Origin of the sequence: Leclercia sp. CFBP8987 (assembly GCF_034044995.2) — a bacterium.
GTDB classification, from domain to species: Bacteria; Pseudomonadota; Gammaproteobacteria; order Enterobacterales; family Enterobacteriaceae; genus Enterobacter; species Enterobacter tamurae.
Genome location: NZ_CM188255.1, coordinates 3,147,778 through 3,172,144 on the forward strand (window position 1 = coordinate 3,147,778; position 24,367 = coordinate 3,172,144).

Consider the following 24,367-nt stretch of genomic DNA (forward strand, 5'->3'; position numbering starts at 1 on the left):
TTTATCCCCGAATATCTGCAATAAACTGGCTCAGCACGTTCTCTTTCTCGAGCGTGCGTTCGGCATAGTCACGGGCTACCCTGTTCTCTTTAGGCATGTTCAGCGCCTGTTCGATCCCCTCTACCAGCGCGGGTACCGACTCCGGCTCCACACAGACGGCGATCCCCGGCAGGTTGTCACACAGCTGGCCCAGCTCGGTGTGGGCTTCGGCAGTGATCACCGCGTTGCCGCCCACTGCCAGAATGTTGGTCAGCTTGGAGGGCAGGACCGCATCCGCCGCGCCGCGCTTCTGTATCACCAGATGGCAGTCGGCCATCTTCAGCAGCGCCGGTAAGGCGTCGTAAGACTGCAGCGGGAAGAACTGAATATTGTGCAGGCCGCGCTCGCGGGCCAGTTTCTCCAGCCGCGCTTTGCCGCCACCCTGGCCGACAATTACAAACTGCAAGGGCTTATCGCTGAGCGCGGCGGCAGCGTCGATGACGCTCTCCAGACCCTGCTTCTCACCGATATTGCCGGAATAGAGAACAATCTTTTGCGCCTCAGCCAGACCCAGCTGTGCGCGCAGCGCTGCTGCATCGTCAGATGTGACGTCGCGAAAACGCGCCACTTCCGACCAGTTTGGGAAGAAGATCACCTTCTCCGCCGCCACGCCCTTCTCCTGCGCTTTGTTCATCATCGAGCGGGAGATGGTCGAGACATAATCCACGTTATGCAGGGCGCTGCGCTCAAAGGCGCTGGCCAGTTTCGCGACTTTGCCGCCCTTGCCTTTGCCCGCCATGCCCAGACCGAGCATGGCGTCCACTTCATAATCCTGAATGTGCAGCAGAGTGCGGGCCCCGGAGAGCTTGCCCAGCAGGCGCATGCCTGGGGTGCAAAACAGGGTCGGCACCACGCCAATAATGCGATCCGGCTTCCAGCGACGTTGCGCCATCAGCGGGAAGAAACTGCTCAGGGCAAAACTGCCCAGATGAATCAAACGCTTTAAGGTCGATGGCTGTTTCGGCACATACAGCGGGCAGCGCCAGACGGTGGCAGCTCCCTCTTCGCGACGATAGCGCCAGTTTGAATAATTTTCGCCCACCTGCCACTCAGGGTAATAAGGCGGGGCCGTAATGACCCGCACCTCATGCCCCTGGCTGGCCATCCACTCCACCATCTCGCCGGTGTATTTGCCGATACCGGTGAGCTCCGGGGAGTAGTTAATGCCGTACACCAAAATTTTCATAAACCCGGCACCCCTGACTGATCCAGGAAGTAGGCCCGGCTGTTGTCATGCACGTTATCGCTGGCCAGAAGCTGTTCAGGCGTCAGCCAACGGTAGTCGTCGTGCTGAGAATCAGGCAGACGCAGGTCTGCCTCATTCACCTTCAGGCGATAGCCCAGCACCACGTAGTGGGTGGTGAAACCGGTGCCGGAAAAGTTGTCGTCATAGAAGTGCTGCCAGACCCCGTAGAACTGCCCCGCCGTCATCGGCAGGCGCAGCCCCAGCTCCGCCTGTGTCAGACGGGCAAAGGCATTTTCCAGCGTCTCGTCTTTCTGCACCCGCCCACCCGGCACGAACCAGTAGCCCTGCGCCGGACGGTTGGTGCGTTGCCCGAGCAGGAACTCGCCCCGCTCGTTCTCCACCACCAGATCGATGGAGATAAGCGGAGTGGAACGCACCACAGTGGCAAAATCTTCCTGACTTAAAAACATATCTACCCCCGGAACCGCTGCTGGTTTTCCAGGAACCACTGGTAAGTACTGGCCAGCCCCTGCGCCAGCGTCACCTCGTGGAACCAGCCCAGCTGATGCAGACGGGTCACATCCAGCAGCTTGCGCGGCGTGCCGTCGGGTTTGCTGGCATCGAAGGCCACGCGGCCTTTGTATCCCACCACCTGAGCGATAGTCTCGGCCAGCTCGCGGATAGTGCAGTCCACCCCGGTGCCAACGTTGATGTGCGACAACATCGGCTCGGTGTTCTCCTGCCAGACCTCGCGTGCCAGCTCCATCACGTGAATGCTGGCGGCGGCCATGTCATCCACATGCAGGAACTCGCGCATCGGCGTACCGCTGCCCCACACCACCACTTCCGGTGCGTTGCTGACGGTCGCCTCGTGAAAACGACGCAGCAGCGCCGGGATCACGTGCGAGTTGCTCGGGTGGAAGTTATCGTTCGGGCCGTACAGGTTGGTCGGCATCACCGAGCGATAGTCGCGACCGTACTGGCGGTTATAGGATTCGCACAGCTTGATCCCGGCAATCTTGGCGATGGCGTAGGGCTCGTTGGTCGCTTCCAGCGTGCCCTGCAGCAGCTCGCTCTCGGCGATGGGCTGTTTGGCCATCTTCGGGTAGATACAAGATGAGCCGAGGAACAGCAGCTTGTTCACGTTATGCAGATGCGCAGCGTGAATGATGTTGCTCTCAATCATCATGTTTTCGTAGATGAAATCTGCCGGATAAGTGTTGTTGGCGACAATGCCGCCCACTTTTGCCGCCGCCAGATAGACCTGGTCGATGCGCTGCTCGGCAAAAAATGCCTGTACCGCGCCCGCATCGAGCAGATTCAGTTCATCACGGTTGCGAACCACCAGTTCGACGTTGCCGCGCTGTTCCAGCTGGCGAACAATCGCGGAACCCACCATTCCGCGATGACCGGCAACAAAAATTCGTTGTTTGCTCATACTCAGGACTCCAGCGCGATGGCAACCTCGTAGCCATGGGACTTGAGCAGGGAGTGTTTCTTCGCCGCTTCAAGATCGTGGGCAACCATCTCTGACACCATCTCCTGGAGGGTGATTTCCGGCTTCCAGCCCAATTTTTCGTGCGCTTTGCTTGGGTCGCCGAGCAGGGTTTCCACCTCAGCAGGACGGAAGTAGCGCGGGTCAACCTGAACAATCACATCGCCCGGCTTCACGCCCGGTGCGTCATGGCCGGTCACGGAGACCACGATACCCTTCTCTTCCACGCCGGTACCTTCGAAGCGCAGTTTGATACCCAGCTGGGCTGCCGCCATCTCAACGAACTGACGCACGGAGTACTGCACGCCAGTGGCGATGACGAAGTCTTCTGGTTTTTCCTGCTGCAGCATCATCCACTGCATTTTCACGTAGTCTTTGGCATGGCCCCAGTCACGCAGGGAGTCCATGTTGCCGAGGTGCAGGCAGGATTCCAGACCCTGAGCAATGTTGGCGATGGCGCGGGTGATTTTACGGGTCACGAAGGTTTCGCCGCGGCGCGGGGATTCGTGGTTGAACAGAATACCGTTACAGGCGTAGATGCCGTAGGACTCGCGGTAGTTCACGGTGATCCAGTAGGCGTACATTTTAGCCACGGCATACGGAGAGCGCGGGTAGAACGGGGTGGTCTCTTTCTGCGGGATCTCCTGCACCAGGCCATACAGCTCGGAGGTAGATGCCTGATAGAAACGGGTCTTCTTCTCCAGACCGAGGAAGCGAATGGCTTCCAGCAGACGCAGGGTACCCATGGCATCCACGTCGGCGGTGTATTCCGGGGATTCGAAGGAGACCGCTACGTGGCTCATCGCGCCCAGGTTGTAAACCTCATCCGGCTGCACTTCCTGCAGAATACGGGTCAGGTTGGAGCTGTCGGTCAGGTCACCGTAGTGCAGGTGGAATTTCGGGTTTGCTGCATGTGGATCCTGGTAGATATGATCCACGCGCTCGGTGTTAAACGAGGAGGCACGACGTTTGATTCCGTGCACTTCGTAGCCTTTTTCCAGCAGGAGTTCCGCCAGATAAGAACCATCCTGTCCGGTAACGCCGGTGATGAGAGCGACTTTAGACATGTTTATTTTCTCCAGACTTATCAGAAGTTATTCAGTTTCAACGCGTTCGCGTATCACCACTGCGGGATTGCCACGGCAAAGCTTATTTGCCGGAAGCGATTTAAAAACACTGCTGCGCGCACCAACAACGGTGCCATCGCCAATGGAAACACCGGGCGCGACAAAGACATCGGTCGCCAGCCAGCATTTCTCACCCAGGGTGATGGGCTGCGCATTAATATCAAAATGTTGACTCATATAATCGTGACTGCCGGTGCAGAGATAACACTTCTGCGACACCACCGAATTGGCGCCAATCGAAATATTACCCAGCGTATATAACACCGCCTCGTCACCCACCCAGGCGTTATCCCCTAAGGTTAATTTCCACGGGTAAGTAATTTTTACCGACGGGCGAATCACTACGTTTTTTCCGATTTTTGCGCCAAACAGACGTAATAAAAAGGCGCGCCAGCGGTACATTATTTGCGGCGACCAGGCAAATAACGTCGCCTGAACTGCCCACCATAACTGCACCTTAATACCGCCTGCGCCACGAAATCCTTTCGGCACAGAGAAGCCACTTAATTCCTGCATCGTGTTTCCTTATATTCAGGCTTTGTTATATAAGGCTTTTGTTTTACCGGTCGTTTTCAGACGCAATAAATAAGACAATTCCGCGAGCACACCCGGCATGCGCAATATTTCGCGCTGCACTTTTTTGGCATCCTGGCATAATTCAAGATTATTCGAGGTTGACACGCCGCCCATCGAGAATTCAGATACCAGCCCCGGGAGACGTTTAAACGGATAACCGGCTTTATACATTCTGGCGGTCAGGGCGTAATCCGACGAGACGCGGTACTGCAGATCGTACGGGTACGTTTTTAATCCACTTACGGGAAAGAAAATCGCCTGATGGCTAGCCGGCAGGCTGTGGTAAATATACCAGCCCGGTTTCGCCGCCCGGCGCACTTTATTTCCGTCACCAAAATCGAGTAACGCATCGCCGAGGATCATGGCGTTACCCTGCACGTCGCCGAGCTGGCGTACAAACTGCGCCACATCGTCATGAAAAATGTCGCCAGAGTTGAGGAAGATCGCGTAGCGACCCTGCGCCATGTCGATGCCTTTATTCATCGCATCGTAGATACCGCGGTCCTTCTCACTGACGTAACGTAAGTTGAACTCACCGTTCAGTTTTTCGAGAAATTCTGCCGTGCCGTCGTTGGAACCGCCATCCACCACAATCCATTCAAAACTGAGGCTGGGATCGCGGGCCAGGTTGCGCAGCGAACGCCAGGTTTTTACCACGCCGTCAAGATTACGGAAGGCAACAGTAATAACGCTGAGTAACATAAACCACCTCGTTATGAATGCGTAATATTAAGCGCCTTGCGCAAAATAAACGGGCAAACAATTAAGAATGCGTATTCCGGGCTAAATATTGACCCGGTAAAAAACAGCGACACCGGCGTAAAAAGATAAAGCTGTACGCGAAAATTCTGATTATCACCAAAAGCGCTGATCGTCATTTTGAAAACTTTGAACAGATACCACGCCGTTAATAACACTGCGAACCACGAAAAATAAATAATCAGCAGATACAGGCCATTGTCTATGGTTTTTCCGACGTCCGCACCGTTAAAGATTCCGAATGATGCGACATATTCGTAAAGTGAGCCGAATCTGACTACGCCATCAATATGGGTTAAAGAGTAACCCACCATCACCAGCGGACCGATAATACGATAATAAGATGACGATCCTTCGGTCCCCAAATCACCCAGGCGTTCGGAAATATACGGGAAGGCAAATACCACCCCGACCAGGAACACCGACAATGAAATGATCGCTAAAGGTAACTTTTTCTTGATCGCCTCTTTATTCAGATACTGAAACGCCCACTCAAGAAGGTAAAACAGGATAAAGGTCATTACCCCGGAGAACGATCCTGACAGGACTATTCCTGCAAGAATCATAGCATCGCTCTTGGGCGTTTTGATACCAAACTGTTTGATGCTGAGCCAAATTGAGATTAACGCCAGAGCAAAGAATGCCGGTTCGAAATAGAGTGCCGTCGTACGCTTGCCGCCAAATTTAATGAAATTCAGTACATAGCTATTACTGTAAATAAGATATTTCGAAATTATTTCCATCAGGCTACTGCCGCCTGTCAAAATAATTTGCGCCATCTCCAGCGCCGCTATCGTCACAATGATGCCGATGACCAGATAAAAGAACCTGAGGATCTTCCGATAATTGTGCGGCGAGATGGTTTTAAAGCGAATACTCCACACCATCCCGATAATGATCACGATATAGACAAACAGCATGGTGGAGGTGACATATTTGCTGGCGTCCAGCGACTGACCAAAGATGTAGTTAAAGGCCGTCAGCCCCACCCCCAACCCCAGGGCAATCATCAGTTTTTTCACGCTGATCTTGTCGACAAACAGCAACAGCAGCAGCGGTAAGAAGGTCACGATGGTGATCGGGAAGCTTTCACCCAACTGGGCTATTTTGACATTGACCAGCAGGTAGATCAGCGGCAGCAGCAGATAGCTACAGATTCTGATAGAACGAGACATACTCCTCCAGCATCTGTTGTCCACTGTAGGCCTGACGGCTGCGGGTGCGGAACGATTCCAGGTCAGTGCCAAAAACGGCCTGAGCGATCTCCGCCTTCGACAGCTGCACCAGCGGCAGCACCTCGTTTTCCGTAAAGGTTTTGCCCCCTGATTTCTCCAGCACTTCCCGCGCCGCGTCGCTGTGGGTGGCGATCACCGGCACGCCGATGGAGAGCGCTTCGCACAGGATCAGCGGGTAGTTATCCACCCGGGAGCTGAACACCAGCGCATCCATGCCGTTCAGGGCGCTCATCAGCTTGCGCTTGTCGGTTTCGAAGCCGTGGTTAATCACGTTGGCACCGTCAAACGGCGAAAACTTCCCGAAGGTGTGCAGTTCGATTTTGTCCCCGAGGGCCATGATCTGGCGCACCAGCTGCTGGTTGGTTTTGCCGTCGTAGCGCAGGTCGTGGGCCACCACCGCGATTTTCGGTTTGCCCGGCGTGACGGCGACCGGGGTCAGCTCGGCCAGAATCTCTTCGGTGGCCACGTCGATGCCGTTGTTGATGATTCGGCAGCGCCCTGCCCCGTACAGGCTGTTAAACGCATCCGCCACGTGCTGGCTGGGGGAGATGAACTGACAGCCGAGCGCCAGCATGTCGCGGAACAGCTGACGTTTACCGGCCACCAGCTGATGAGCGCGATCCACCTTCACCGGAGGATAGTTGCCGAGCGTCGGGCACTTCTGGCAATTCTCTTTCCAGCCTTCGCAGCCGTCGGTAAAGGCGCAGCGGCCGGTGACGCTCCAGTGATCGTGCAGGGTCCAGACGAAGGTGGTATCGGGTTTGTGCGCCTGCACTTTCTCGCAGAAGGCCACGACCTCCTCCAGCTTCAGCCAGTAGCTGTGCAGGACGTGAAAATGCAGCACTACCGGGCCCGCGGTGCGGGTCACGGTGCGATACAGGTTGTTAAGGTTGCCGAACAGATCGCGGTTAAAGAGACGGAACAGCGCAATATTCGCCACCGAGGTCAGACGCGGGGTATGTTTCACCACCTGCGGATAGCGGTCGTGGCTGACGCTCTTCTTGCCGCCCTTGCCGTAGCCGTAGATAAAGCGCGACTGAAGCCCTTTTTGCAGCGCGCGCTGGTGCAGATCCAGCGCCACCCCTGCCGCCCCGCCCTCGGCGAGACGCACGTTAAATTGCAGAATATTCATTTGATCACCTTCACCCGGGCCTTCTCGCCCACCACCAGCGCGTTGTCCGGGATGCTGTCGAGCACTACGCTCCCGGCTCCGATGGTGACGTTATTGCCTACGGTGATATCACCAATCATCACTACGTTGGCGCCCAGCTCAACGTTATTGCCAATCACCGGGCAGGCAAGGCTGTCCGGACCGCGGTTGCCAAGGGTCACGCCGTGGCGGATAGTAAAATCATCCCCGGCAACCACGAATTTATTGATCACCACGGCATAGCCGTGGTGAATGGTAAAGCGCCGTCCGATGGTGGCCGCGGCCTGGATTTCATAGCCGAAGAAGCACTCGGTGATGATGCGATAGAGCACCAGCACCGGGGCCGCCCACAGGTTGTTGAGGACGTTCTTTTTGCGCCAGACGGAGCAGAAATGGGCCACCCGATAGGCCAGCACCATGCAGCAAGGGCGCAAGCTCCAGCTGTTTGCGCGACAATCTTCCAGCACCATTATTTCCCCCGCAGTCCGTCAGCCAGACGCTTACCGTTGCGCACCGAGATCAGCGTCAGCAGCGTGCGCCAGTTCATGCGCTTATTGCGGATCTGATACAGGGTAAACAGCTGATACTTGCGGCTGGCGCGATCGAACTTGTCCCGGTGCTTGCGGTAGAAATGGAAGTAACCGGAGAACTTTTTCGGCGAGGAGGTGATCTGCATCTCGCCATGGTTGATGTGCAGGATCTGCGTCGCCTCGTCCACCTTCCACGGCTCGCCATACTCCACCACCATCCGCAGGAAGATGTCGTAGTCCTGGGCGGCCTTCAGTTCGGTATCGAACAGGCACTCCTTGAAGCGCCATGCCCAGGTAAAGACCTGATTGCCGATAATGTTGCGCTTGTAGAACAGGCGGCGCGAGTAAGGTGATTTCGGGTACAGCGGCAGACTGGCGGGCTGGGAGTAGACCTCCCCCTCGCAGACGTAGTCGTTGGCATACAGGAACGCATGGGTCACCAGATGATGCTGATGCGCCAGGAAGGTCGAGAGCCGGTTCGGCGTCCACTCATCGTCGTCATCAATACCGGTCAGGTACTGACCGTTGGCCTGCAGGATCGCCTGATTGCGTACCGCGCAGGCACCGGAGTTGATGGCGTTGTGGGTGTAGACCACCCGCGGATCGTTCAGGTCAGTGACAAACTGCTGCAGCTGTTCCCAGGAGGAGGAGCAATCATCGACGATGATCAGCTCCCAGTGGTCGTAATCCTGGCGCAATACCGACTTTATCGCACGGATCGCCAGCTGCTGACGGTTCCATGTCGGCATATAGATAGAAATCAAAGGGCGTGTTGTCATGGTATTCCCCGAATGGCTCATTACTTGCTGTCCGACTTATATTCGTACTCGTAATACCCGTAATCCTGATAACCAGCGGCACGGCGGAAGATGGAGTTGAGGATCACCCCTTTCACCGGAATGCCGTTCTGCTCGAAGCGGCTGAGGCTGGTTTCGACCTCTTTCAGGGTGTTAACCGCATAACGTGCCACCATCAGGGTGGTGCCCGCGTGGCGACCCACGATTGCCGCATCGGTGACCGCCAGGATTGGTGGGGTATCGATGATTACCAGGTCATAATTCTCGCTGGCCCACTTCACCAGTTGGGTGAAGCGCTCGCTCATCAGCAGTTCCGACGGGTTCGGCGGCACCTGCCCGCGGGAGACCAGGTCGAAGTTAGGCACGGAGGTCGGTTTCGCGCACTGGGTGATATCGCCCTTGCCGAGCAGGATCTCCGACAGACCGTTAACGTTGTTGGTGCCCAGCAGCTCGTGGGTGTAGCCCTTACGCATATCGCAGTCGATCAGCAGCACGCGCTTGTTGGTCTGGCTGACAACCGCCGCCAGGTTGGCGCAGACGAAGGTTTTCCCGATCGACGGGCTGACCCCGGAGAGCATCAGCACGTTGTTGCTGGCCTGCATCATGGCGAAGTGCAGGCTGGTGCGCAGACTACGAATGGCTTCGATGGCCAGATCCGTCGGGTTGCCCACCGCCAGCAGCTGGCTCTGTTTGTAGCGTTTAACCCCGTTAGTGGTTTTGACACTGTCACGGGACTTCTGCCACTCCGACAGCGGGATGCTGGCGTAGACGTTGATGCCGTGCTCTTCCAGCACCTGCGGGCTTTCGATCCCACGGTTAAACAGGGAGCGCAGCAGCACGCCAACGATGGAGAGCATCAGGCCGAGAATAATGCTGCCGAGAATAATCAGCGCCTTCTTCGGCTTCAGCACGCCGGGCTGGGTGATGGCCGGATCGACAATCCGCACGTCGCCTACGGTGCTCGCTTCGGTGATCTTCAGCTCCTGCTGTTTGTTCAGCAGCTGCATATAGACCTGCTGACCGGACTCCACGTCGCGGGTCAGACGCAGGATCTCCTGCTGGGTTTTTGGCATCGCGGTGACGCGGCCATTGAGCTTCGCTTTTTCCTCTTCCAGGGTCTGGCGTTTTTCCAGCAGCGTGCGGTAGGCAGGGTGACGTTTGGTGTAGAGCTTGGAAATTTCCGCCTCTTTAAAGGTCAGCTCGTTGAGTTGGGCGTCGATGTTGACCATCGAATCCAGCACCGACTTCGCTTCCAGCGGCAGGTCGACGGAATCTTTATCCTGACGGAAGGCGTTGAGCTTGTTCTCGGCTTCATCCAGATGACCGCGCACTTCCGGGAGCTGTTTGGCAAGGAAGTCGAGACTTTTTGACGCCTCTTCCGACTTGCGCTTTACGTTCTGAGCCTGGTAGTTGCGGGTGATGCTGTTGAGAATGTCGCGGATTTTGTCTTTGTCTTCCCCGGTAAAGGTCAGACTCAGCACCCCGGTATCTTTCCCGGTTTCGGTGACCGTCAGGTTGCCCTGCAGGTTATTGATCATTCCCAGCATGGAGAATTTGCTGACGGTGAACTCGCTGCCGCTCTGGGCATGAATAGCGCTAACCATCATGCTCACGCCGTCTTTGGTCAGCATCTCCCCCACCTTGCCGCGGGCGCTAAACCCGGCGTCGCTGGTGAGTTCATACTGATCTTTGCCCAGCACCTCGAGGGTGAAGACCTGACTTGCTCCCCCGGCAGGCAGGGTAAAGGTGGTGACTTTGACGGTGTCGTTCTGACGGCCCATCAACCGGTCCCAGCCCGCGCCAAACACCGGGAAGGTGTTTTTGCTGACGCCGATGTCGAGATCCAGATCGTCCACGGTTTTACCCAATACCAGGCGGGACTGGATCAGCTCAATTTCCGCCTGCGAGGCGGGCGGCTTATTCGCCAGCGCTGAACCAATGTCCTGCACCAGCGAGCTGCCGCTGTTCTGCTCAATTTGTACCAGCGCATCGGCGCTGTAGATCGGCGTGGCGAAGAGGGTGTAAATCACCGCCGCAACGGCAAATACCGCGGTGATGCCTATCACCCACCAGCGCGCCTCGACCACGGTGCCGATCAGGCGACCAATATCAATCTCATCACCGCCCGCACTCGGGGAGGAAGAAGGTTTTACGTTTGCTGTCATTATTATCCCTGCTGAACGTTCAGTGCCTGTGCCCACTGGCGGGCAGACTGGTCGAGTAAGGTGTAAACCGCCTCAAACGCTTCATGGCTTTTGCGATACGGATCGGGGATCTCACGCTCATTGTCCCAGTGACCAAACAGCATCACCTTGCCGCGCATCTCCGGTGCGATATCGCACAGGGCGTGGATGTGGCGTTTTTCCATGGCGAGGATCAGGTCGTAGTCCCGGCACAGGCTGGCTGTCACCTGACGGGCGCAATGCCCGTCGAGCGAAAGCTGATGCTCTGCCGCGACCTGACTTGCGCGCTCATCGGCCCCTTTGCCGACCAGCGCGCCAAGCCCGGCTGACGCGACGGTCAGCTGTGGCTGGTACTGTTTTAAAAGCCGCTCAGCGGTGGGGGAACGGCAGATGTTCCCCACACAAACCACCAGAATTTTGTTAAACATCGTTATCACCAGTTGTGGTACTGATGTACCGTGTCGGTCATGGTATGGATATTGTTGATGGTCGGCATCAGCTGGTTCATCACACGGTTCCAGCGCGTAATCGGCGCGGTGGTGACGTAGACCACGTCATATGGCTGGAGGCGGAACCCGGTTGCCATCACCAGCGAGGTCGCATCAGACATATCCAGCTGGTAGACGTTGGCAATCTTGCCCTTCCCACCATTTCCGGTGATCGGACGGATCACGAAGATGCCGCTGGCGTCGGAGGTGCTCATATCCAGCCCTTCCGCGTTGCCCAGCGCTTCGGTCAGGGTCATACCGCTGAAGTCCATCTTGAGGGTGCTCTGTTTCTTCACTTCGCCCATCACGAACACTTTCAGGTCGTCATTGCGCGGCACAAACAGGATGTCACTTGGATAGAGCAGACGGTTCTGGCTCAGGTCGCCGTTCTGCATCAGCGCCTGCAGGGAGATACGCTCCTCTTTGCCTTTATGGGTCAGCACCGCATTGCGCCAGTCGGCGCCATCGGTGAGCCCGCCCGCGGCGTTGATGGCGTCGAGCACCGTCAGCGGCACGTTGGTGATCGGCTGCTGGCCAGATTTATTCACCTGGCCGGAGACATAGACTTTCTGTGAACGGAATGCGGCGATATTAACGTCCACCTGCGGATCGGCGATGTACTGCGCTAAACGGCCGGTAATATCACTACGAATCTGGGAGAGCGTTTTGCCGGCAACACGTATTTTGCCGACATAGGGATAGAACATGGTGCCATCCGACTGAACCCAGTTACCGGCATCGCTGGAGCTACGATACTGCCCCGCCGGGGTGGTTAGCTCCGGGTGATCCCAGACGGTAACGTTGATGACATCTCCAGGCCCCACGCGGTACTGGTAGTTGGCGATCTCCTGCTCAAGGTCGACATTCGGCCGTGCGACAACCGGGCGGGGGCGTAATTGTTCAACCAGCTGCGGGGTCATTGGATAAACATTCACCATGCGGTTGATATCAAAATCAGCATCCTGCTGTTTAATCACATCCTTGCCCGATGTTGACATATTGCTGCCGGGAAAGACCGTACAACCACTCATCAAGGTCACAGACACCAATAATGGCATCAATTTCATTTTGGATTTCATCATTGATTATTTATCACTATGGAAGAGTAATTATCCTGTGCATTTAAATAAGCGCGGAGGCGTATTACTTTTAGCATGCAGTCAATAAAAGTGAAATATAACTGGCATCAGTCCTAAAAGAGGCTTATTTGCATTCAGACTATTGACAGAATAATCGAGGCTGATTAACACGCTTTCAGGCACGCTACCGCCCTTGGCTTTCAGTTACCAATCTACTGTTTAAACAGTAATTTATGAGTAAACACCCTCTTTGGCACGGCATAACGAAAAATATAAAAGGCCGGATAATTCCGAACCCGATATAAGTTTTTCATGTCATTAAACCGATACAGAAATAGCAGCAAAAAAACAGCGCAATTTGATGCTGAAAGAATTGTTGCAGCTAACGGAATAGCAGGCAAGGAAACATCAACGAAGGCGTGGCTTTTAAGATTAATATTAACGGCCACACTTCTGCATTTTTAGGAATAGCTTGATATTGACTTTATTGAAGGAAGCACTTTGACCTGCGATATTTCTTATTTTGCGATAATACAGACTATTCACAATATTAACCCACAGAGCGCAGGGTTTATTTCCACCGTGATTCAGTAAAATCTGTACAGATAAATGCCCGGCTGGCATTGCATTTTTCAGGCGCAGTATCCATGATCGAAATGTGACAATTGTCATATAACAAAAGGTATTACTCACACTATGGAATGGATAGCAGATCCATCAATATGGGCCGGGCTGGTCACCCTGGTGGTGCTGGAACTTGTGCTCGGTATCGATAACCTGGTCTTTATCGCTATTCTCGCCGAAAAACTGCCCCCTGCTCAGCGCGACCGCGCCCGCATTACCGGCCTGTTAATGGCGATGGTGATGCGCCTGCTGCTGTTGGCCTCTATCTCCTGGCTGGTGACGCTCACCCGCCCGCTGTTTACCGTCCACGGATTTGGCTTTAGCGCCCGCGATCTGATCATGCTCTTTGGCGGGTTTTTCCTGATCTTCAAAGCCACCATGGAGCTTAACGAAAGGCTGGAAGGCAAGGACAACGAGAACCCCACCCAGCGGCGCGGAGCCAAATTCTGGGCCGTGGTAGCGCAAATCGTGGTGCTGGACGCCGTCTTCTCCCTGGATTCAGTGATCACCGCCGTGGGGATGGTCGATCACCTTGGGGTGATGATGGCCGCGGTGATTATCGCTATTGCCCTGATGGTAATGGCCAGCAAGGCGCTCACCCGCTTCGTCAACGATCACCCAACGATTGTAATTTTATGCCTGAGCTTCCTGCTGATGATCGGCTTTAGCCTGGTGGCAGACGGTTTTGGCTTCCACATACCGAAAGGCTATCTGTACGCCGCGATTGGCTTCTCGGTAATTATTGAGGCGCTGAACCAGCTGGCGATCTTCAACCGCCGCCGCTTCCTCTCTGCCAATCAGACCCTGCGCCAGCGCACCGCCGACACGGTTATTCGCCTGCTGAGCGGTAAAAAGGAGGATGCCGAGCTGGATGCGCAGACGGCTTCGCTGCTGGCCGACCACGACAACAGCCCGATCTTTGCCCCGCAGGAGCGCAGGATGATTGAGCGGGTGCTGCATCTCAACCAGCGCTCGGTCAGCAGCATCATGACTTCGCGCCACGATATTGAACATATCGACCTGAACACGCCCGAGAGCACCATTCGTGCGCTGCTGGATAAAAACCAGCACACCCGCATTGTGGTCACCGGCGGGGAGCAGGAGGAGGAGCTGCTGGGCGTGGTGCACGTTATCGACCTGCTCAATCAGCAGCTGCGCGGCGAGCCGCTCAACCTGCGGGTGCTGATCCGCCAGCCGCTGGTGTTTCCGGAAGTGCTGCCGCTGCTGCAGGCCCTGGAGCAGTTCCGCAACGCGCGGACCCATTTCGCCTTCGTGGTGGATGAGTTTGGTTCTGTAGAGGGGATCGTGACGCTCAGCGACGTGATGGAGACCATTGCCGGTAATCTGCCGAACGAAGTGGAAGAGATCGACGCCCGGCACGATATTCAGAAGAATGCCGACGGCAGCTGGACCGCCAACGGCCATATGCCGCTGGAGGATCTGGTGCAGTACGTACCGCTGCCGCTGGACGATAAGCGCGAATACCACACCATTGCCGGTCTGTTGATGGAGTATCTGCAGCGGATCCCGCAGCCGGGGGAAGAGGTTCAGGTGGGAGATTATGCGCTGAAAACCCTGGAGGTGGAAAACCACCGGGTGCAGAAGGTGCAGCTGATCCCGCTGATGACGCAGGATGATGTGGATTACGAGTTGTGATGCGTTCCCCTCACCCCGCCCTGTCCCCATAGGGGCGAGGGAGAAAACACAATCGAGTTCAGTCTATAAGACCGCACCAGACTGTTCCCTCTCCCCTCTGGGGAGAGGGTTAGGGTGAGGGGAAAAAGCGCTTACTGAAGCTTATCCAGTAACTTCTTCACATCTTTGCCGTTCTGCGAATCTTTGTTCTTCTCCGCCCAACCACTAAGACGACGTTTCGCCTCATCCTGAAGATGTTTACGCAGCAGCTGGTCCACCTGCAGGCTGTAGTTGAGCGCCTGCCAGTTGCCGTAGACGTTCAGCGGGATCGGCGTAGTTTTCAGGAAATCGATCAGCCTACTTTCACCCAGCCAACCCTCCAGCACGCGGATTTTAAAACGGGTGTCGGCTGTCTCTTTGATCAGATCCAGACTCCCGTTTCCTTCGAGCGTCAGCATGGGCGACTCACCCTGCATATCATCCAGCGTCACCTTCCCTGCGTCGAGGCTCAGGTCGGTGACAAAGCTATCCAGACGGGTCGCGTTGTCGACGTTCTCTTTTACCTTCACGTTGCTGCTACGCTCCACCGCCTGCTGCACCAGCTGCTGGAAGTTAAGCCCTTCCATGCGGGTGTTCTTCATTTCCAGATGGGCCTGGCCCTGCCAGTGGTGACGGAAGGCGTCGGCGTCAATCTTGCTCCCCGAGAAATCACCGGCCATGGTCAGGCTACCGGTGAGCGAAATCGGGTAGTTAAAGGCCTTCAGAATGGTGCCGATCTCAATGTTATCCAGACGCGGCTGGAAAGAGGACCGGGCGACCGCTTTACGCACGTCGAGCGTGCCGGGTAAAGAGATATGCCCTTCTCCCATTTTACCGCTCAGCTCAGCAATGTTCAGAAGGCCGTTCTTGTTGGTCATCTGGCTGCTGACCTGGCTGAAGTCCATACCCCGCCAGTGCACGCTGTTGGCTTTCAGCAGGATATCGGCGCTAAAGCCGCGCAGGCCGTTGTAATCGGGCTGCTCCAGGTTGGAGGAGATCACCGGGCGCTGAGGTTTGGCCTGCGTTTGCCCCTGCTGCACCGCCTCGCCGTCGGCAGCCGCGGCGGCCTGGGCCGGGAGCAGGTTTTCCAGATTAAGATTGTCGAACTGCAGGTTCATGTTCCACTGCGGTTCGCTGCCAAGGATCACGCTGGCCTGGCCGGTCATCGCGCTGTCATTGGCCTGTAAATTGAGTTGATTGAGTTCAAGCTGCTTCTGCTCTTCACGCCACTGCGCCTGCAGAGTACCCTGGCCGCTGATGCCCTGCACAGGCAGATCGACGCCGGTCAGTTGCCAGCTCAGCTGCTGGATGTCAGCGCTCAGCAGGTGCGGATAGTCAGAGGCATTCACATTGGCGGCGAGGGAAAGCTTCAGATCGCGCTGATTGCGGTTAATGCGGCCGCTGAAGTCGATCTTGCCTTTGTGGTGTTCATCCTGCTCCATCTGCAGGTTGATATTGCGCACCGTGACCTGCTCGGCACCTTCGTGCTGGAACACCAGCAGGCTGTCCGCCACCTTCAGGCGGCCAATATCGAATGACCAGCCGGCATCTTCTGCTTTATCCGGGAGAGTGTTCTCACGCGGGGCCACCGGCGCATCGGCGTTACGCACCGCCTCAGACTGCGGGGTCAGCTGGATCACCGCCCCTTTGAGCATCACCTCATTGACCTGCAGCTGATGCGAAAACAGCGGCATCAACGCCACGTCGAGGCGCATATTGTCGGCAGCCACCAGCGGCACCGACGCTCCCGGCGCGGTAAGGGACATGCGCCCGGACAGGATGCTCAGCTGCGGCCAGACGTGCCAGCGCAGCGGCCCCTCCAGCTTCAACGCATACCCGCTGCGGACCTCGACCTGACGCACCATGTAGGCGCGAAAGTCATTGGGGTTGACCAGCAGAACCAACGCTGACAGGCCAGCAACCAGCACCACCAGCAAAATCATCAGCGTTGTCAGAACTCTTCTCATGGCTTCCTCAATGGACCGGATTTAAGCTCAGTCTTTATCAATACGACTGGCGACCGCACCCTGCTGGTCGCGATATTTTGCATCCTGGCGGGCGTTATACGGACGGGCCGCCGGACCGGTTAACGGCTCAAAGCTCAACGCGCCGATCATCATGCCCGGGCGCAGCGCCAGCGGCAGTTTACCCGCGTTGAAGAATTCCAGCACGATCCGCCCGGACCAGCCGGGATCGATACGGTGCGCGGTGACGTGCACCATCAGCCCCAGACGCGCCAGAGAGGAGCGTCCGTCGAGCCAGCCCACCAGATCTGCCGGCAGGGTGATCGACTCAAAGGTGACCGCCAGCGCCAGTTCACCCGGGTGCAGGTAAAACGCATCGCCATCGGCCAGCACGATTTCATCGCTCATCACCCGATCGAGTGCCGCGCTGACTTCATCTTTCGGTCCGCTCAGGTCGATAAAGGGCGCGGTATGACCGCTGAAGGTACGAAACTTATTCCCCAGACGCACATCGACGGTGACGCCGTTAATCCGCTCGACCGGCGGGCGCGGGGTGATGGTCAGACGGCCTTCGTCCAGCCAGGCTTCAATATCTCGGTCACAAAGACGCATGCCACTTTCTCCTTTGGTGCATCGCGCCCTCTGGCCAACAAAGCCGGAGGGCGAACCCGATTATCTTTGAACGGTACACAATTCGCGCGTGTTATTCAAAAAACTGGCTGATTTTCGCTTTCAGAATATCAATGGCAATGCGGTTTTTACCCCCGCGCGGCACGATGATATCGGCATACTGTTTGGAAGGCTCAATGAACTGCAGGAACATCGGGCGGACCGTTTTCTGGTACTGCGCCATGACCGAATCCATGGAGCGGCCGCGTTCGTTCACGTCACGTTTGATGCGGCGCATCAGGCAGATATCCAGCGGGGTATCGACAAAAATCGAGAAGTTCATCGACTCGCGCAGACGGGCGTCGGTCAGCAGCAGGATCCCTTCGAGGATGATGACCTTTTTCGGGGCAATGCGAACGGTTTCCTGCAGACGGGTGTGTTCAACATAGCTATACACCGGCAGCTCAATGGCAGTGCCGTTCTTCAGGGCCTGAAGGTGCTGGAATAACAGGCTGTGATCCATCGCGCTGGGATGGTCATAGTTGGTTTTAACACGCTCTTCCATCGACAGATGGCTTTGATCTTTGTAGTAGCTGTCTTCTGGAATGACACCGATGTGCTCATCACCGACCTGTTCACGTAATTCACGGTAAAGCGTACTGGCAATGAGACTTTTACCTGAAGCCGATGCGCCGGCGATGCCTATAATGACGCACTGATGAGACTTATCAGTCATAAATTGAGTAACCTGGATGTAAGGAAGGACGACGCCTGAGCGTCAAACGCGGCAATTATAGGGATTTCACGGGCCTGATACCAGTCGAATAGAAATGTTATGCGAGACGGGTTCAAAGTCCAGGCGGATCGTCCCTGCCATAAATTTTCCCGCTCACTTTTTCAGCACCCAGGATGAAATCTTTGCAGGATAAGTATTTAATAACTCTGTGATGTCAAATTATGAGCGCCTACCATATTAATTGTAAATTGTTTGTACTAGCATGATTCAAATTAGAAATGAATTCGTCCGGAGTTGGCTCCTGGCGGCATGGCGTCTTCGGATAAAGCGGTAATGAATAAAAAATACCAGCGCGTTTTGGTAACTACGCCACATCCTTTACTACGGCTTGTCAGTCTTGGTCTGGTTACCTTCATCTTCACTCTTTTCTCGCTTGAACTAACGCGTTTCGGAACATTTCTGGCACCTTTATGGTTCCCGACCGCCATTATGATGGTGGCGTTTTATCGTCACGCCGGGAAGATGTGGCCCGGGATCGCCCTCGCCTGCACCCTCGGTAATATCTGTGCCTCCGGGCTGATCTTCTCCTGGGAGTCGCTCAACCTGTGGTTCGCCGGCATCAACATCGCAGAGGCCTTCGTCGGGGCCCTGCTGCTGCGTAAACTGCTCCCCAGCTACAATCCTCTGCAGAACCTCGGAGACTGGATCCGTCTGGCCATCGGAAGCGCCGTGATCCCTCCCCTGCTGGGCGGAGTGCTGATTTATCTGCTGGTACCAAATGACGAGCCCGTGCGCAGTTTTCTGGTCTGGGTGCTGTCGGAGTCCATCGGCTCGCTGGCGCTGGTGCCGTTAGGCCTGCTGTTCAAACCGCACTATCTTCTGCGTCACCGCAATCCGCGCCTGCTGTTCGAAACGCTGCTGACCATGGTGGTGACGCTGATCCTGAGTTGGATCGCCCTGCAGTTTCTGCCGTGGCCGTTTACGGCCATTATTGTTCTGCTGATGTGGAGCGCCGTGCGTCTCCCGCGCCTGGAAGCCTTCCTGGTGTTCCTCGTCACGGTGATGATGGTGTCGTTGATGATCGCCAAAAATCCCACCTCGCTGGTGACGCAAAATGCCAGCGTGATGATCAACGCCCCCTGGCTGCCGTTCCTGATGATGCTGCTGCCCGCCAACGTCATGACCATGGTGATGTATGCGTTCCGCGCAGAGCGCAAGCACATTACCGAGAGCGAAGAACGCTTCCGCAATGCGATGGAGTATTCCGTCATCGGCATGGCGCTGGTCAGCACCGACGGCCAGTGGCTGCAGGCCAATAAAGCCCTGTGTCAGTTCCTCGGCTACAGCCAGTCAGAGCTGCGCGCCCTTAACTTCCAGCAGTTAACCTGGCCGGAAGATCTGGAAAGCGACCTGGAGCAGCTGGACCAGCTGTTAAAGGGCGAAATCAACAGCTACTCGCTGGAGAAACGTTACTACACCCGTAATGGGGAGGTGGTCTGGGCGCTACTGGCGGTGTCGCTGGTGCGTCACGCCGACGGCACGCCGCTCTACTTTATCGCCCAGATCGAAGACATTAACGATCTTAAGCATACCGAATGGGTCAATAAGCGCCTGATGGAGCGTATTACCCTGGCCAACGAAGCGGGCGGGATCGGCATCTGGGAGTGGGACGTCAAACCTAACGTCATCAGCTGGGACAAGCGTATGTTCGAGCTGTACGAAGTCCCGGCCCACGTTAAACCCACCTGGCAGCTGTGGCACGAGTGCATGCTGCCGGAAGATCGCGCCCAGGCAGAACAGGTGGTGCGCGATGCGCTGGCGGCCCGTATCCCGTTCAAGCTGGAGTTCCGTATCCGGGTGAAAGACGGTATTCGCCATATCCGCGCCCTGGCAAACCGGGTGCTGAATAAACAGGGTGAAGTGGAACGTCTGCTCGGCATCAACATGGACATGACCGAGGTCAAGGAGTTGAATGAGGCGCTGTTCCAGGAAAAAGAGCGTCTGCATATTACCCTCGACTCCATCGGTGAAGCGGTGCTCTGTACCGACGTGAATATGAATGTCACCTTTATGAACCCGGTGGCGGAGAAGATGAGCGGCTGGCTGCAGCAGGATGCGCTGGGGCAACCGATCCTCTCGGTGCTGCATATTACCTTCGGGGATAACGGCCCGCTGATGGAGAACATTCACAGCGGGGATATGTCCCGGACCGACATCGAACAGGACGTGGTGCTGCACAGCCGCAACGGCGGCAGTTACGATATCCATTACAGTATCACCTCGCTCAGCACCCTCGACGGGCAGAATATCGGCTCGGTGCTGGTCATTCAGGACGTCACCGAGTCGCGCAAAATGCTGCGCGAGCTGAGCTACAACGCCTCGCACGATGCCCTCACCCACCTGGCGAACCGCGTCAGCTTCGAATCCTATCTCAAGCGGATGTTACATACCGTGCAGGAGACCCGTCAGCGTCACGCGCTGGTGTTTATCGATCTGGACCGCTTTAAGGCGGTCAACGACACGGCTGGCCACGCGGCGGGGGATGCCCTGCTGCGGGAGCTGTCGTCGCTGATGCTCAGCATGCTGCGCTCCACCGACATGCTGGCGCGCCTCGGCGGGGATGAGTTCGGCCTGCTGCTGCCGGACTGCAATACCGAAAGCGCGCGCTACATAGCGGGTCGCATCATTGACGCCATCAACGAGTATCACTTTATGTGGGAGGGCCGCCTGCACCGGATCGGTGCCAGCGCCGGGATCACCCAGATCGACGAGCGCAACAATCAGGCCTCTGAGGTGATGTCGCAGGCCGATATCGCCTGCTACTCCTCGAAAAATAACGGTCGCGGCGTGGTGACGGTGTATGAACCGCAGCAGGAACGGATGCACAACGCGCCGGGCACCATCTCCCTCGACGAGCAGTGGCATATGATCAAAGACAATCATCTGCTGATGATCGCCCGCAGCGTCGCCTCACCGCGGGTTCCCGAGAGCAGCACCTTCTGGATGCTGGCCCTGCGTCTGTGGACCAACGACGGCGAGATGCTGGAAGAGCAGGCCTTCCGGGCCGGACTGGCGGAGCCTGAGTTAATTCACGCCCTCGACAGACGGATCCTGCAGGAGTTTTTCCGCAATTTCGCCACGCCACTGACCAGCAAAGGCACCGGGGTCGCCCTGCCGCTGTCGATGGCCGGTCTTGCCAGCGCCACGCTGGTGGATGAGCTGCTGGAGATGCTGAGCGCCAGTCCGCTGCAGCCGCGTCTGCTGCATCTGGTGGTGCACGTCAGCGTGCTGACGCTGGAGGATGAGCACTCCCGCAACAATCTGGATAAACTACGCCAGGCCGGATGCCGCATTATCCTGAGCCATGTTGGTCGCGATATGGAGGTGTTCAACCACCTGAGCGCGCAAATGGCCGATTACCTGCTCCTCGATCCGGAGCTGGTGGTTAACGTCCACGGTAATCTGATGGATGAGATGCTGGTGACCATTATTCAGGGCCATGCCCAGCGCCTGGGCATCAAGACCATTGCCGGGCCGAGCAACCAGCCGATCATGATGGACACCCTCTCCGGCATTGGTATCGACTATATCTTCGGCAACACCATCGGTGAGCCGCAGCCGCTGGAACTGCTGCTAAATACCAGTTATTTCGGCATCAACTGACGGCGTCCAGCCGTCGGTGTACCAGATGTGCAGCAGGGCGTACGAGCGCCACGGCTGCCAGCGTTCGGCATAGCGGCGGATTTGCGCCGGGGTCATCCCGGCAAAACGCTGCTTAATCAGATAGTCATCCGCCAGAAAGACATCTTTTGCCTGCCAGCCGCGCAGGGCAAAGTAGTTCGCCGTCCAGCGGCCAATCCCCGGCCGGGTCTGCAGCGCTTTTATCGCGCTGGCGATATCCTCCGGTGCCTCCGCCGGAAAATCCCCCGCCACTACCGACTGCGCCAGATGGATCAGCGCTTCCGCACGCTTCAGCGGCATACCCAGCGCCTTCAGCGCCAGCGGATCGGCCCCTGCCACCGCGGCAGGTTCCGGGAAGCAGCGATAGCCCGGCGCTTCCGGCAGGAGGTCGCCCGTCAGCGCCACCAGCTTCGCGGTCAGCTTCGCCGCCATCGCCACGCTGACCAGCTGCCCGAGGATGGCGCGCACCCCCTGCTCCCAGGTATCCATCGAACCCGGCAGGCGCAGGCCGGGGCGTGCGGCCCCGAGGGTGCCGAGGGTAGCGGCGATCTGCTGCGGATCGCAGTGCAGATCGAACAGGCGGGTGATGCGTTCCAGACAGAGATCGGCAATCGGCAACAGCCCGTCGCTGAGCACCACCTCCAGCGTGCCCGCCTGCGGCTGCGGCGTAACCTGTATCAGCCCCCGATGGCCCCGGCAGGCAAAGCTGCGGGTGTAGTCAGTGGCGGTCACGATTTCAATCCCGGCCACCGCACGATCGCCAAGAAATTTCAACATCCATTGCCAGTCATAGGGCGGCTGCCAGGTGAGGATAAACATCGTCGCTCCTTTTGTTGTCCTGTCTCAGCATAAACGGAGATGGCGGGTTGCGCCTTGCTTTCATATTCCTGTTGTCGCCAGCCTGACATTTCGCTAAAGTCTCGCCCCTTCTCAATGGCATGGGGACGCTGACGTGTTTATCGGATTTGACTATGGCACCGCCAACTGCTCTGTAGCAGTAATGCAAAACGGGCAGCCGCAGCTGCTGAAAATGGAAAATAACAGCACGCTGCTGCCGTCGATGCTCTGCGCACCGACACGCGAGGCGGTGAGCGAGTGGCTGTACCGCCATCACCAGGTTCCGGCCACCGGCACGGAAACCCAGGCGCTGCTGCGCCGCGCGGTCAACTTTAACCGCGACGAAGATATCGATGTCACCCCGGGTAGCGTGCAGTTTGGTCTGTCGTCGCTGGGTCACTATATTGAGGACCCGGAGGAGGTGTACTTCGTTAAGTCACCGAAATCCTTCCTCGGTGCCAGCGGCCTGAAGCCGCAGCAGGTGGCGCTGTTTGAAGATCTGGTCTGCGCCATGATGCTGCATATTCGCCAGCAGGCGCAGTCCCAACTGACGGAGGAGATCACCCAGGCGGTGATTGGCCGTCCGATCAACTTCCAGGGGCTGGGCGGTGATGAGGCTAACCAGCAGGCGCAGGGGATCCTCGAGCGTGCCGCCCAACGTGCCGGGTTCCGCGACGTGGTGTTCCAGTACGAGCCGGTTGCTGCTGGTCTCGATTTTGAAGCGACCCTGAGCGGTGAAAAACGGGTGCTGGTCGTCGATATCGGCGGCGGGACCACCGACTGTTCGCTGCTGCTGATGGGCCCACAATGGCACCAGCGCCGGGATCGCGAAACCAGCCTGCTGGGGCACAGCGGCTGCCGTATCGGCGGTAACGACCTGGATATCGCCCTCGCCTTCCGGAGCCTGATGCCGCTGCTCGGTATGGGCGGCCAGACCGAAAAAGGCACCGCCCTGCCGATCCTGCCGTGGTGGAACGCCGTGGCGATTAACGATGTGCCTGCCCAGAGTGATTTTTACAGCGTCGCCAATGGACGTTTTCTTAACGATCTGGTGCGCGACGCCCAGGACGGCGACAAAGTGGCGCTGCTGCATAAAGTGTGGCGTCAGCGTCTGAGCTATCGCGTCGTGCGCAGCGCGGAAGAGAGCAAAATTGCGCTCTCGGAGGCCGCAGAGCATGCCGTAACGCTGCCGTTCATCAGCGATGAGCTGGCGACCGCCATCAGCCAGCAGGGGCTGGAAGCGGCGCTGGCGCAGCCGTTACAGCGCATTCTGGAACAGGTGCAGCTGGCGCTGGATAACGGCAACGAAAAGCCGGACGTGATCTATCTCACCGGCGGTAGCGCCCGTTCACCGCTGATCAAAAAAGCGCTGGCGCAGCAGTTGCCGGGTATCCCGATTGCCGGGGGCGATGATTTTGGCTCCGTCACCGCCGGGCTGGCCCGTTGGGCGCAGGTCGTTTTCAGCTAAGGTGGAAATGCCGGGCGGCGCTGCGCTTGCCCGGCCTACAACTGGTGCGGCCTGTTGCCCTCACCCCGCCCTCTCCCACAGGGAGAGGGAGAAAACACTAAAAACGACAACTCGCGTTGCCGTTTTGCTT

At 57.1% G+C, this 24,367-nt stretch carries 20 protein-coding genes; 3 read left to right on the forward strand and 17 right to left on the reverse strand.

The window, feature by feature from the left end; all coding sequences use genetic code 11:
- Position 1 precedes the first annotated feature (1 nt).
- From wcaI to SOM40_RS15370, 13 genes are read right to left on the reverse strand one after another with little or no spacing between them, the layout of a single operon-like run.
- A complete protein-coding gene (gene wcaI / locus SOM40_RS15310) occupies positions 2 to 1,225 on the reverse strand; it encodes a colanic acid biosynthesis fucosyltransferase WcaI (RefSeq protein WP_320530294.1) in 1,224 nt (407 codons plus the stop codon).
- Entirely contained in the window at positions 1,222 to 1,695 is a 474-nt protein-coding gene (locus tag SOM40_RS15315; RefSeq protein WP_225758446.1) for a GDP-mannose mannosyl hydrolase, read from the reverse strand. Before SOM40_RS15315 ends, wcaI begins: the two co-directional genes overlap by 4 nt.
- Positions 1,696 to 1,697: 2 nt before the next feature.
- Positions 1,698 to 2,663, reverse strand: a complete 966-nt coding sequence (gene fcl, locus SOM40_RS15320) for a GDP-L-fucose synthase (protein ID WP_166182941.1) — start codon at positions 2,661 to 2,663, stop codon at positions 1,698 to 1,700.
- A gap of 2 nt (positions 2,664 to 2,665) precedes the next feature.
- Positions 2,666 to 3,787, reverse strand: a complete 1,122-nt coding sequence (gene gmd / locus SOM40_RS15325; RefSeq protein ID WP_106993498.1) for a GDP-mannose 4,6-dehydratase — start codon at positions 3,785 to 3,787, stop codon at positions 2,666 to 2,668.
- Between the two features lie 27 nt (positions 3,788 to 3,814).
- Entirely contained in the window at positions 3,815 to 4,363 is a 549-nt protein-coding gene (gene wcaF / locus SOM40_RS15330; protein WP_106993499.1) for a colanic acid biosynthesis acetyltransferase WcaF, read from the reverse strand.
- 15 nt (positions 4,364 to 4,378) lie between these two features.
- The gene (wcaE, locus tag SOM40_RS15335) at positions 4,379 to 5,125 is read right to left on the reverse strand and encodes a colanic acid biosynthesis glycosyltransferase WcaE (protein ID WP_106993500.1); all 747 of its coding nucleotides are present in this window, start codon (positions 5,123 to 5,125) and stop codon (positions 4,379 to 4,381) included.
- An 11-nt stretch (positions 5,126 to 5,136) separates the two neighbouring features.
- On the reverse strand, positions 5,137 to 6,357 hold the full coding sequence (gene wcaD / locus SOM40_RS15340; protein WP_225759506.1) for a colanic acid polymerase WcaD: 1,221 nt from the start codon (positions 6,355 to 6,357) through the stop codon (positions 5,137 to 5,139).
- Positions 6,332 to 7,549 (reverse strand): colanic acid biosynthesis glycosyltransferase WcaC, encoded by a 1,218-nt coding sequence (gene wcaC, locus SOM40_RS15345; RefSeq protein ID WP_320530295.1) that lies wholly within the window; start codon positions 7,547 to 7,549, stop codon positions 6,332 to 6,334. Before wcaC ends, wcaD begins: the two co-directional genes overlap by 26 nt.
- Positions 7,546 to 8,034: a colanic acid biosynthesis acetyltransferase WcaB gene (gene wcaB / locus SOM40_RS15350; RefSeq protein ID WP_103792230.1), complete on the reverse strand. Its 489-nt coding sequence runs from the start codon at positions 8,032 to 8,034 to the stop codon at positions 7,546 to 7,548. Before wcaB ends, wcaC begins: the two co-directional genes overlap by 4 nt.
- Positions 8,035 to 8,036: 2 nt before the next feature.
- The gene (gene wcaA / locus SOM40_RS15355; RefSeq protein ID WP_106993567.1) at positions 8,037 to 8,876 is read right to left on the reverse strand and encodes a colanic acid biosynthesis glycosyltransferase WcaA; all 840 of its coding nucleotides are present in this window, start codon (positions 8,874 to 8,876) and stop codon (positions 8,037 to 8,039) included.
- Between the two features lie 20 nt (positions 8,877 to 8,896).
- Complete coding sequence (wzc, locus tag SOM40_RS15360; protein ID WP_106993503.1) at positions 8,897 to 11,059, reverse strand: tyrosine-protein kinase Wzc; 2,163 nt, start codon at positions 11,057 to 11,059, stop codon at positions 8,897 to 8,899.
- Positions 11,060 to 11,061: 2 nt separating this feature from the next.
- Positions 11,062 to 11,505 carry a low molecular weight protein-tyrosine-phosphatase Wzb gene (gene wzb, locus SOM40_RS15365; protein ID WP_106993504.1) on the reverse strand — a complete coding sequence of 148 codons (444 nt, stop codon included), beginning with the start codon at positions 11,503 to 11,505 and terminating at the stop codon, positions 11,062 to 11,064.
- Between the two features lie 5 nt (positions 11,506 to 11,510).
- The gene (locus SOM40_RS15370) at positions 11,511 to 12,647 is read right to left on the reverse strand and encodes a polysaccharide export protein (RefSeq protein WP_225758443.1); all 1,137 of its coding nucleotides are present in this window, start codon (positions 12,645 to 12,647) and stop codon (positions 11,511 to 11,513) included.
- A gap of 693 nt (positions 12,648 to 13,340) precedes the next feature.
- Between SOM40_RS15370 and SOM40_RS15375 the strand changes: the two genes are divergently transcribed.
- Positions 13,341 to 14,924 (forward strand): TerC family protein, encoded by a 1,584-nt coding sequence (locus tag SOM40_RS15375; RefSeq protein WP_225758442.1) that lies wholly within the window; start codon positions 13,341 to 13,343, stop codon positions 14,922 to 14,924.
- Between the two features lie 131 nt (positions 14,925 to 15,055).
- Here the strand turns inward: SOM40_RS15375 and asmA are convergent, their stop codons facing one another.
- From asmA to udk, 3 genes are all read right to left on the reverse strand, one after another.
- Positions 15,056 to 16,909 carry an outer membrane assembly protein AsmA gene (gene asmA / locus SOM40_RS15380; RefSeq protein WP_320530296.1) on the reverse strand — a complete coding sequence of 618 codons (1,854 nt, stop codon included), beginning with the start codon at positions 16,907 to 16,909 and terminating at the stop codon, positions 15,056 to 15,058.
- 27 nt (positions 16,910 to 16,936) lie between these two features.
- The gene (dcd, locus tag SOM40_RS15385) at positions 16,937 to 17,518 is read right to left on the reverse strand and encodes a dCTP deaminase (protein WP_106993508.1); all 582 of its coding nucleotides are present in this window, start codon (positions 17,516 to 17,518) and stop codon (positions 16,937 to 16,939) included.
- 91 nt (positions 17,519 to 17,609) lie between these two features.
- Positions 17,610 to 18,251, reverse strand: a complete 642-nt coding sequence (udk, locus tag SOM40_RS15390) for a uridine kinase (protein ID WP_032612454.1) — start codon at positions 18,249 to 18,251, stop codon at positions 17,610 to 17,612.
- A gap of 333 nt (positions 18,252 to 18,584) precedes the next feature.
- On the opposite strand from udk, the gene SOM40_RS15395 reads away from it, so the two are divergent.
- Positions 18,585 to 21,914 carry a diguanylate cyclase gene (locus SOM40_RS15395; RefSeq protein WP_320530297.1) on the forward strand — a complete coding sequence of 1,110 codons (3,330 nt, stop codon included), beginning with the start codon at positions 18,585 to 18,587 and terminating at the stop codon, positions 21,912 to 21,914.
- On the opposite strand, the gene alkA is transcribed toward SOM40_RS15395, so the two are convergent.
- Complete coding sequence (alkA, locus tag SOM40_RS15400; RefSeq protein ID WP_320530298.1) at positions 21,885 to 22,751, reverse strand: DNA-3-methyladenine glycosylase 2; 867 nt, start codon at positions 22,749 to 22,751, stop codon at positions 21,885 to 21,887. The genes SOM40_RS15395 and alkA overlap by 30 nt on opposite strands.
- 133 nt (positions 22,752 to 22,884) lie before the next feature.
- Here alkA and yegD point away from each other — a divergent pair, with 133 nt between their 5' ends.
- Positions 22,885 to 24,237, forward strand: coding sequence for a molecular chaperone (gene yegD, locus SOM40_RS15405; protein WP_262673423.1), 1,353 nt, complete (start codon positions 22,885 to 22,887; stop codon positions 24,235 to 24,237).
- The last annotated feature ends 130 nt before the right edge of the window (positions 24,238 to 24,367 follow it).

Excerpts from the sequence above, each read along its gene's own strand:
- SOM40_RS15375 (WP_225758442.1), top strand. The coding sequence starts at position 13,341 with ATGGAATGGATAGCAGATCCATCAATATGGGCCGGGCTGGTCACCCTG.
- fcl (WP_166182941.1), bottom strand. The coding sequence starts at position 2,663 with ATGAGCAAACAACGAATTTTTGTTGCCGGTCATCGCGGAATGGTGGGT.
- wzb (WP_106993504.1), bottom strand. The coding sequence starts at position 11,505 with ATGTTTAACAAAATTCTGGTGGTTTGTGTGGGGAACATCTGCCGTTCC.
- wcaE (WP_106993500.1), bottom strand. The coding sequence starts at position 5,125 with ATGTTACTCAGCGTTATTACTGTTGCCTTCCGTAATCTTGACGGCGTG.
- dcd (WP_106993508.1), bottom strand. The coding sequence starts at position 17,518 with ATGCGTCTTTGTGACCGAGATATTGAAGCCTGGCTGGACGAAGGCCGT.
- gmd (WP_106993498.1), bottom strand. The coding sequence starts at position 3,787 with ATGTCTAAAGTCGCTCTCATCACCGGCGTTACCGGACAGGATGGTTCT.
- wzc (WP_106993503.1), bottom strand. The coding sequence starts at position 11,059 with ATGACAGCAAACGTAAAACCTTCTTCCTCCCCGAGTGCGGGCGGTGAT.
- wcaI (WP_320530294.1), bottom strand. The coding sequence starts at position 1,225 with ATGAAAATTTTGGTGTACGGCATTAACTACTCCCCGGAGCTCACCGGT.
- wcaC (WP_320530295.1), bottom strand. The coding sequence starts at position 7,549 with ATGAATATTCTGCAATTTAACGTGCGTCTCGCCGAGGGCGGGGCGGCA.
- wcaD (WP_225759506.1), bottom strand. The coding sequence starts at position 6,357 with ATGTCTCGTTCTATCAGAATCTGTAGCTATCTGCTGCTGCCGCTGATC.
- SOM40_RS15395 (WP_320530297.1), top strand. The coding sequence starts at position 18,585 with ATGAATAAAAAATACCAGCGCGTTTTGGTAACTACGCCACATCCTTTA.
- udk (WP_032612454.1), bottom strand. The coding sequence starts at position 18,251 with ATGACTGATAAGTCTCATCAGTGCGTCATTATAGGCATCGCCGGCGCA.
- alkA (WP_320530298.1), bottom strand. The coding sequence starts at position 22,751 with ATGTTTATCCTCACCTGGCAGCCGCCCTATGACTGGCAATGGATGTTG.
- SOM40_RS15370 (WP_225758443.1), bottom strand. The coding sequence starts at position 12,647 with ATGATGAAATCCAAAATGAAATTGATGCCATTATTGGTGTCTGTGACC.
- wcaA (WP_106993567.1), bottom strand. The coding sequence starts at position 8,876 with ATGACAACACGCCCTTTGATTTCTATCTATATGCCGACATGGAACCGT.
- SOM40_RS15315 (WP_225758446.1), bottom strand. The coding sequence starts at position 1,695 with ATGTTTTTAAGTCAGGAAGATTTTGCCACTGTGGTGCGTTCCACTCCG.
- wcaF (WP_106993499.1), bottom strand. The coding sequence starts at position 4,363 with ATGCAGGAATTAAGTGGCTTCTCTGTGCCGAAAGGATTTCGTGGCGCA.
- asmA (WP_320530296.1), bottom strand. The coding sequence starts at position 16,909 with ATGAGAAGAGTTCTGACAACGCTGATGATTTTGCTGGTGGTGCTGGTT.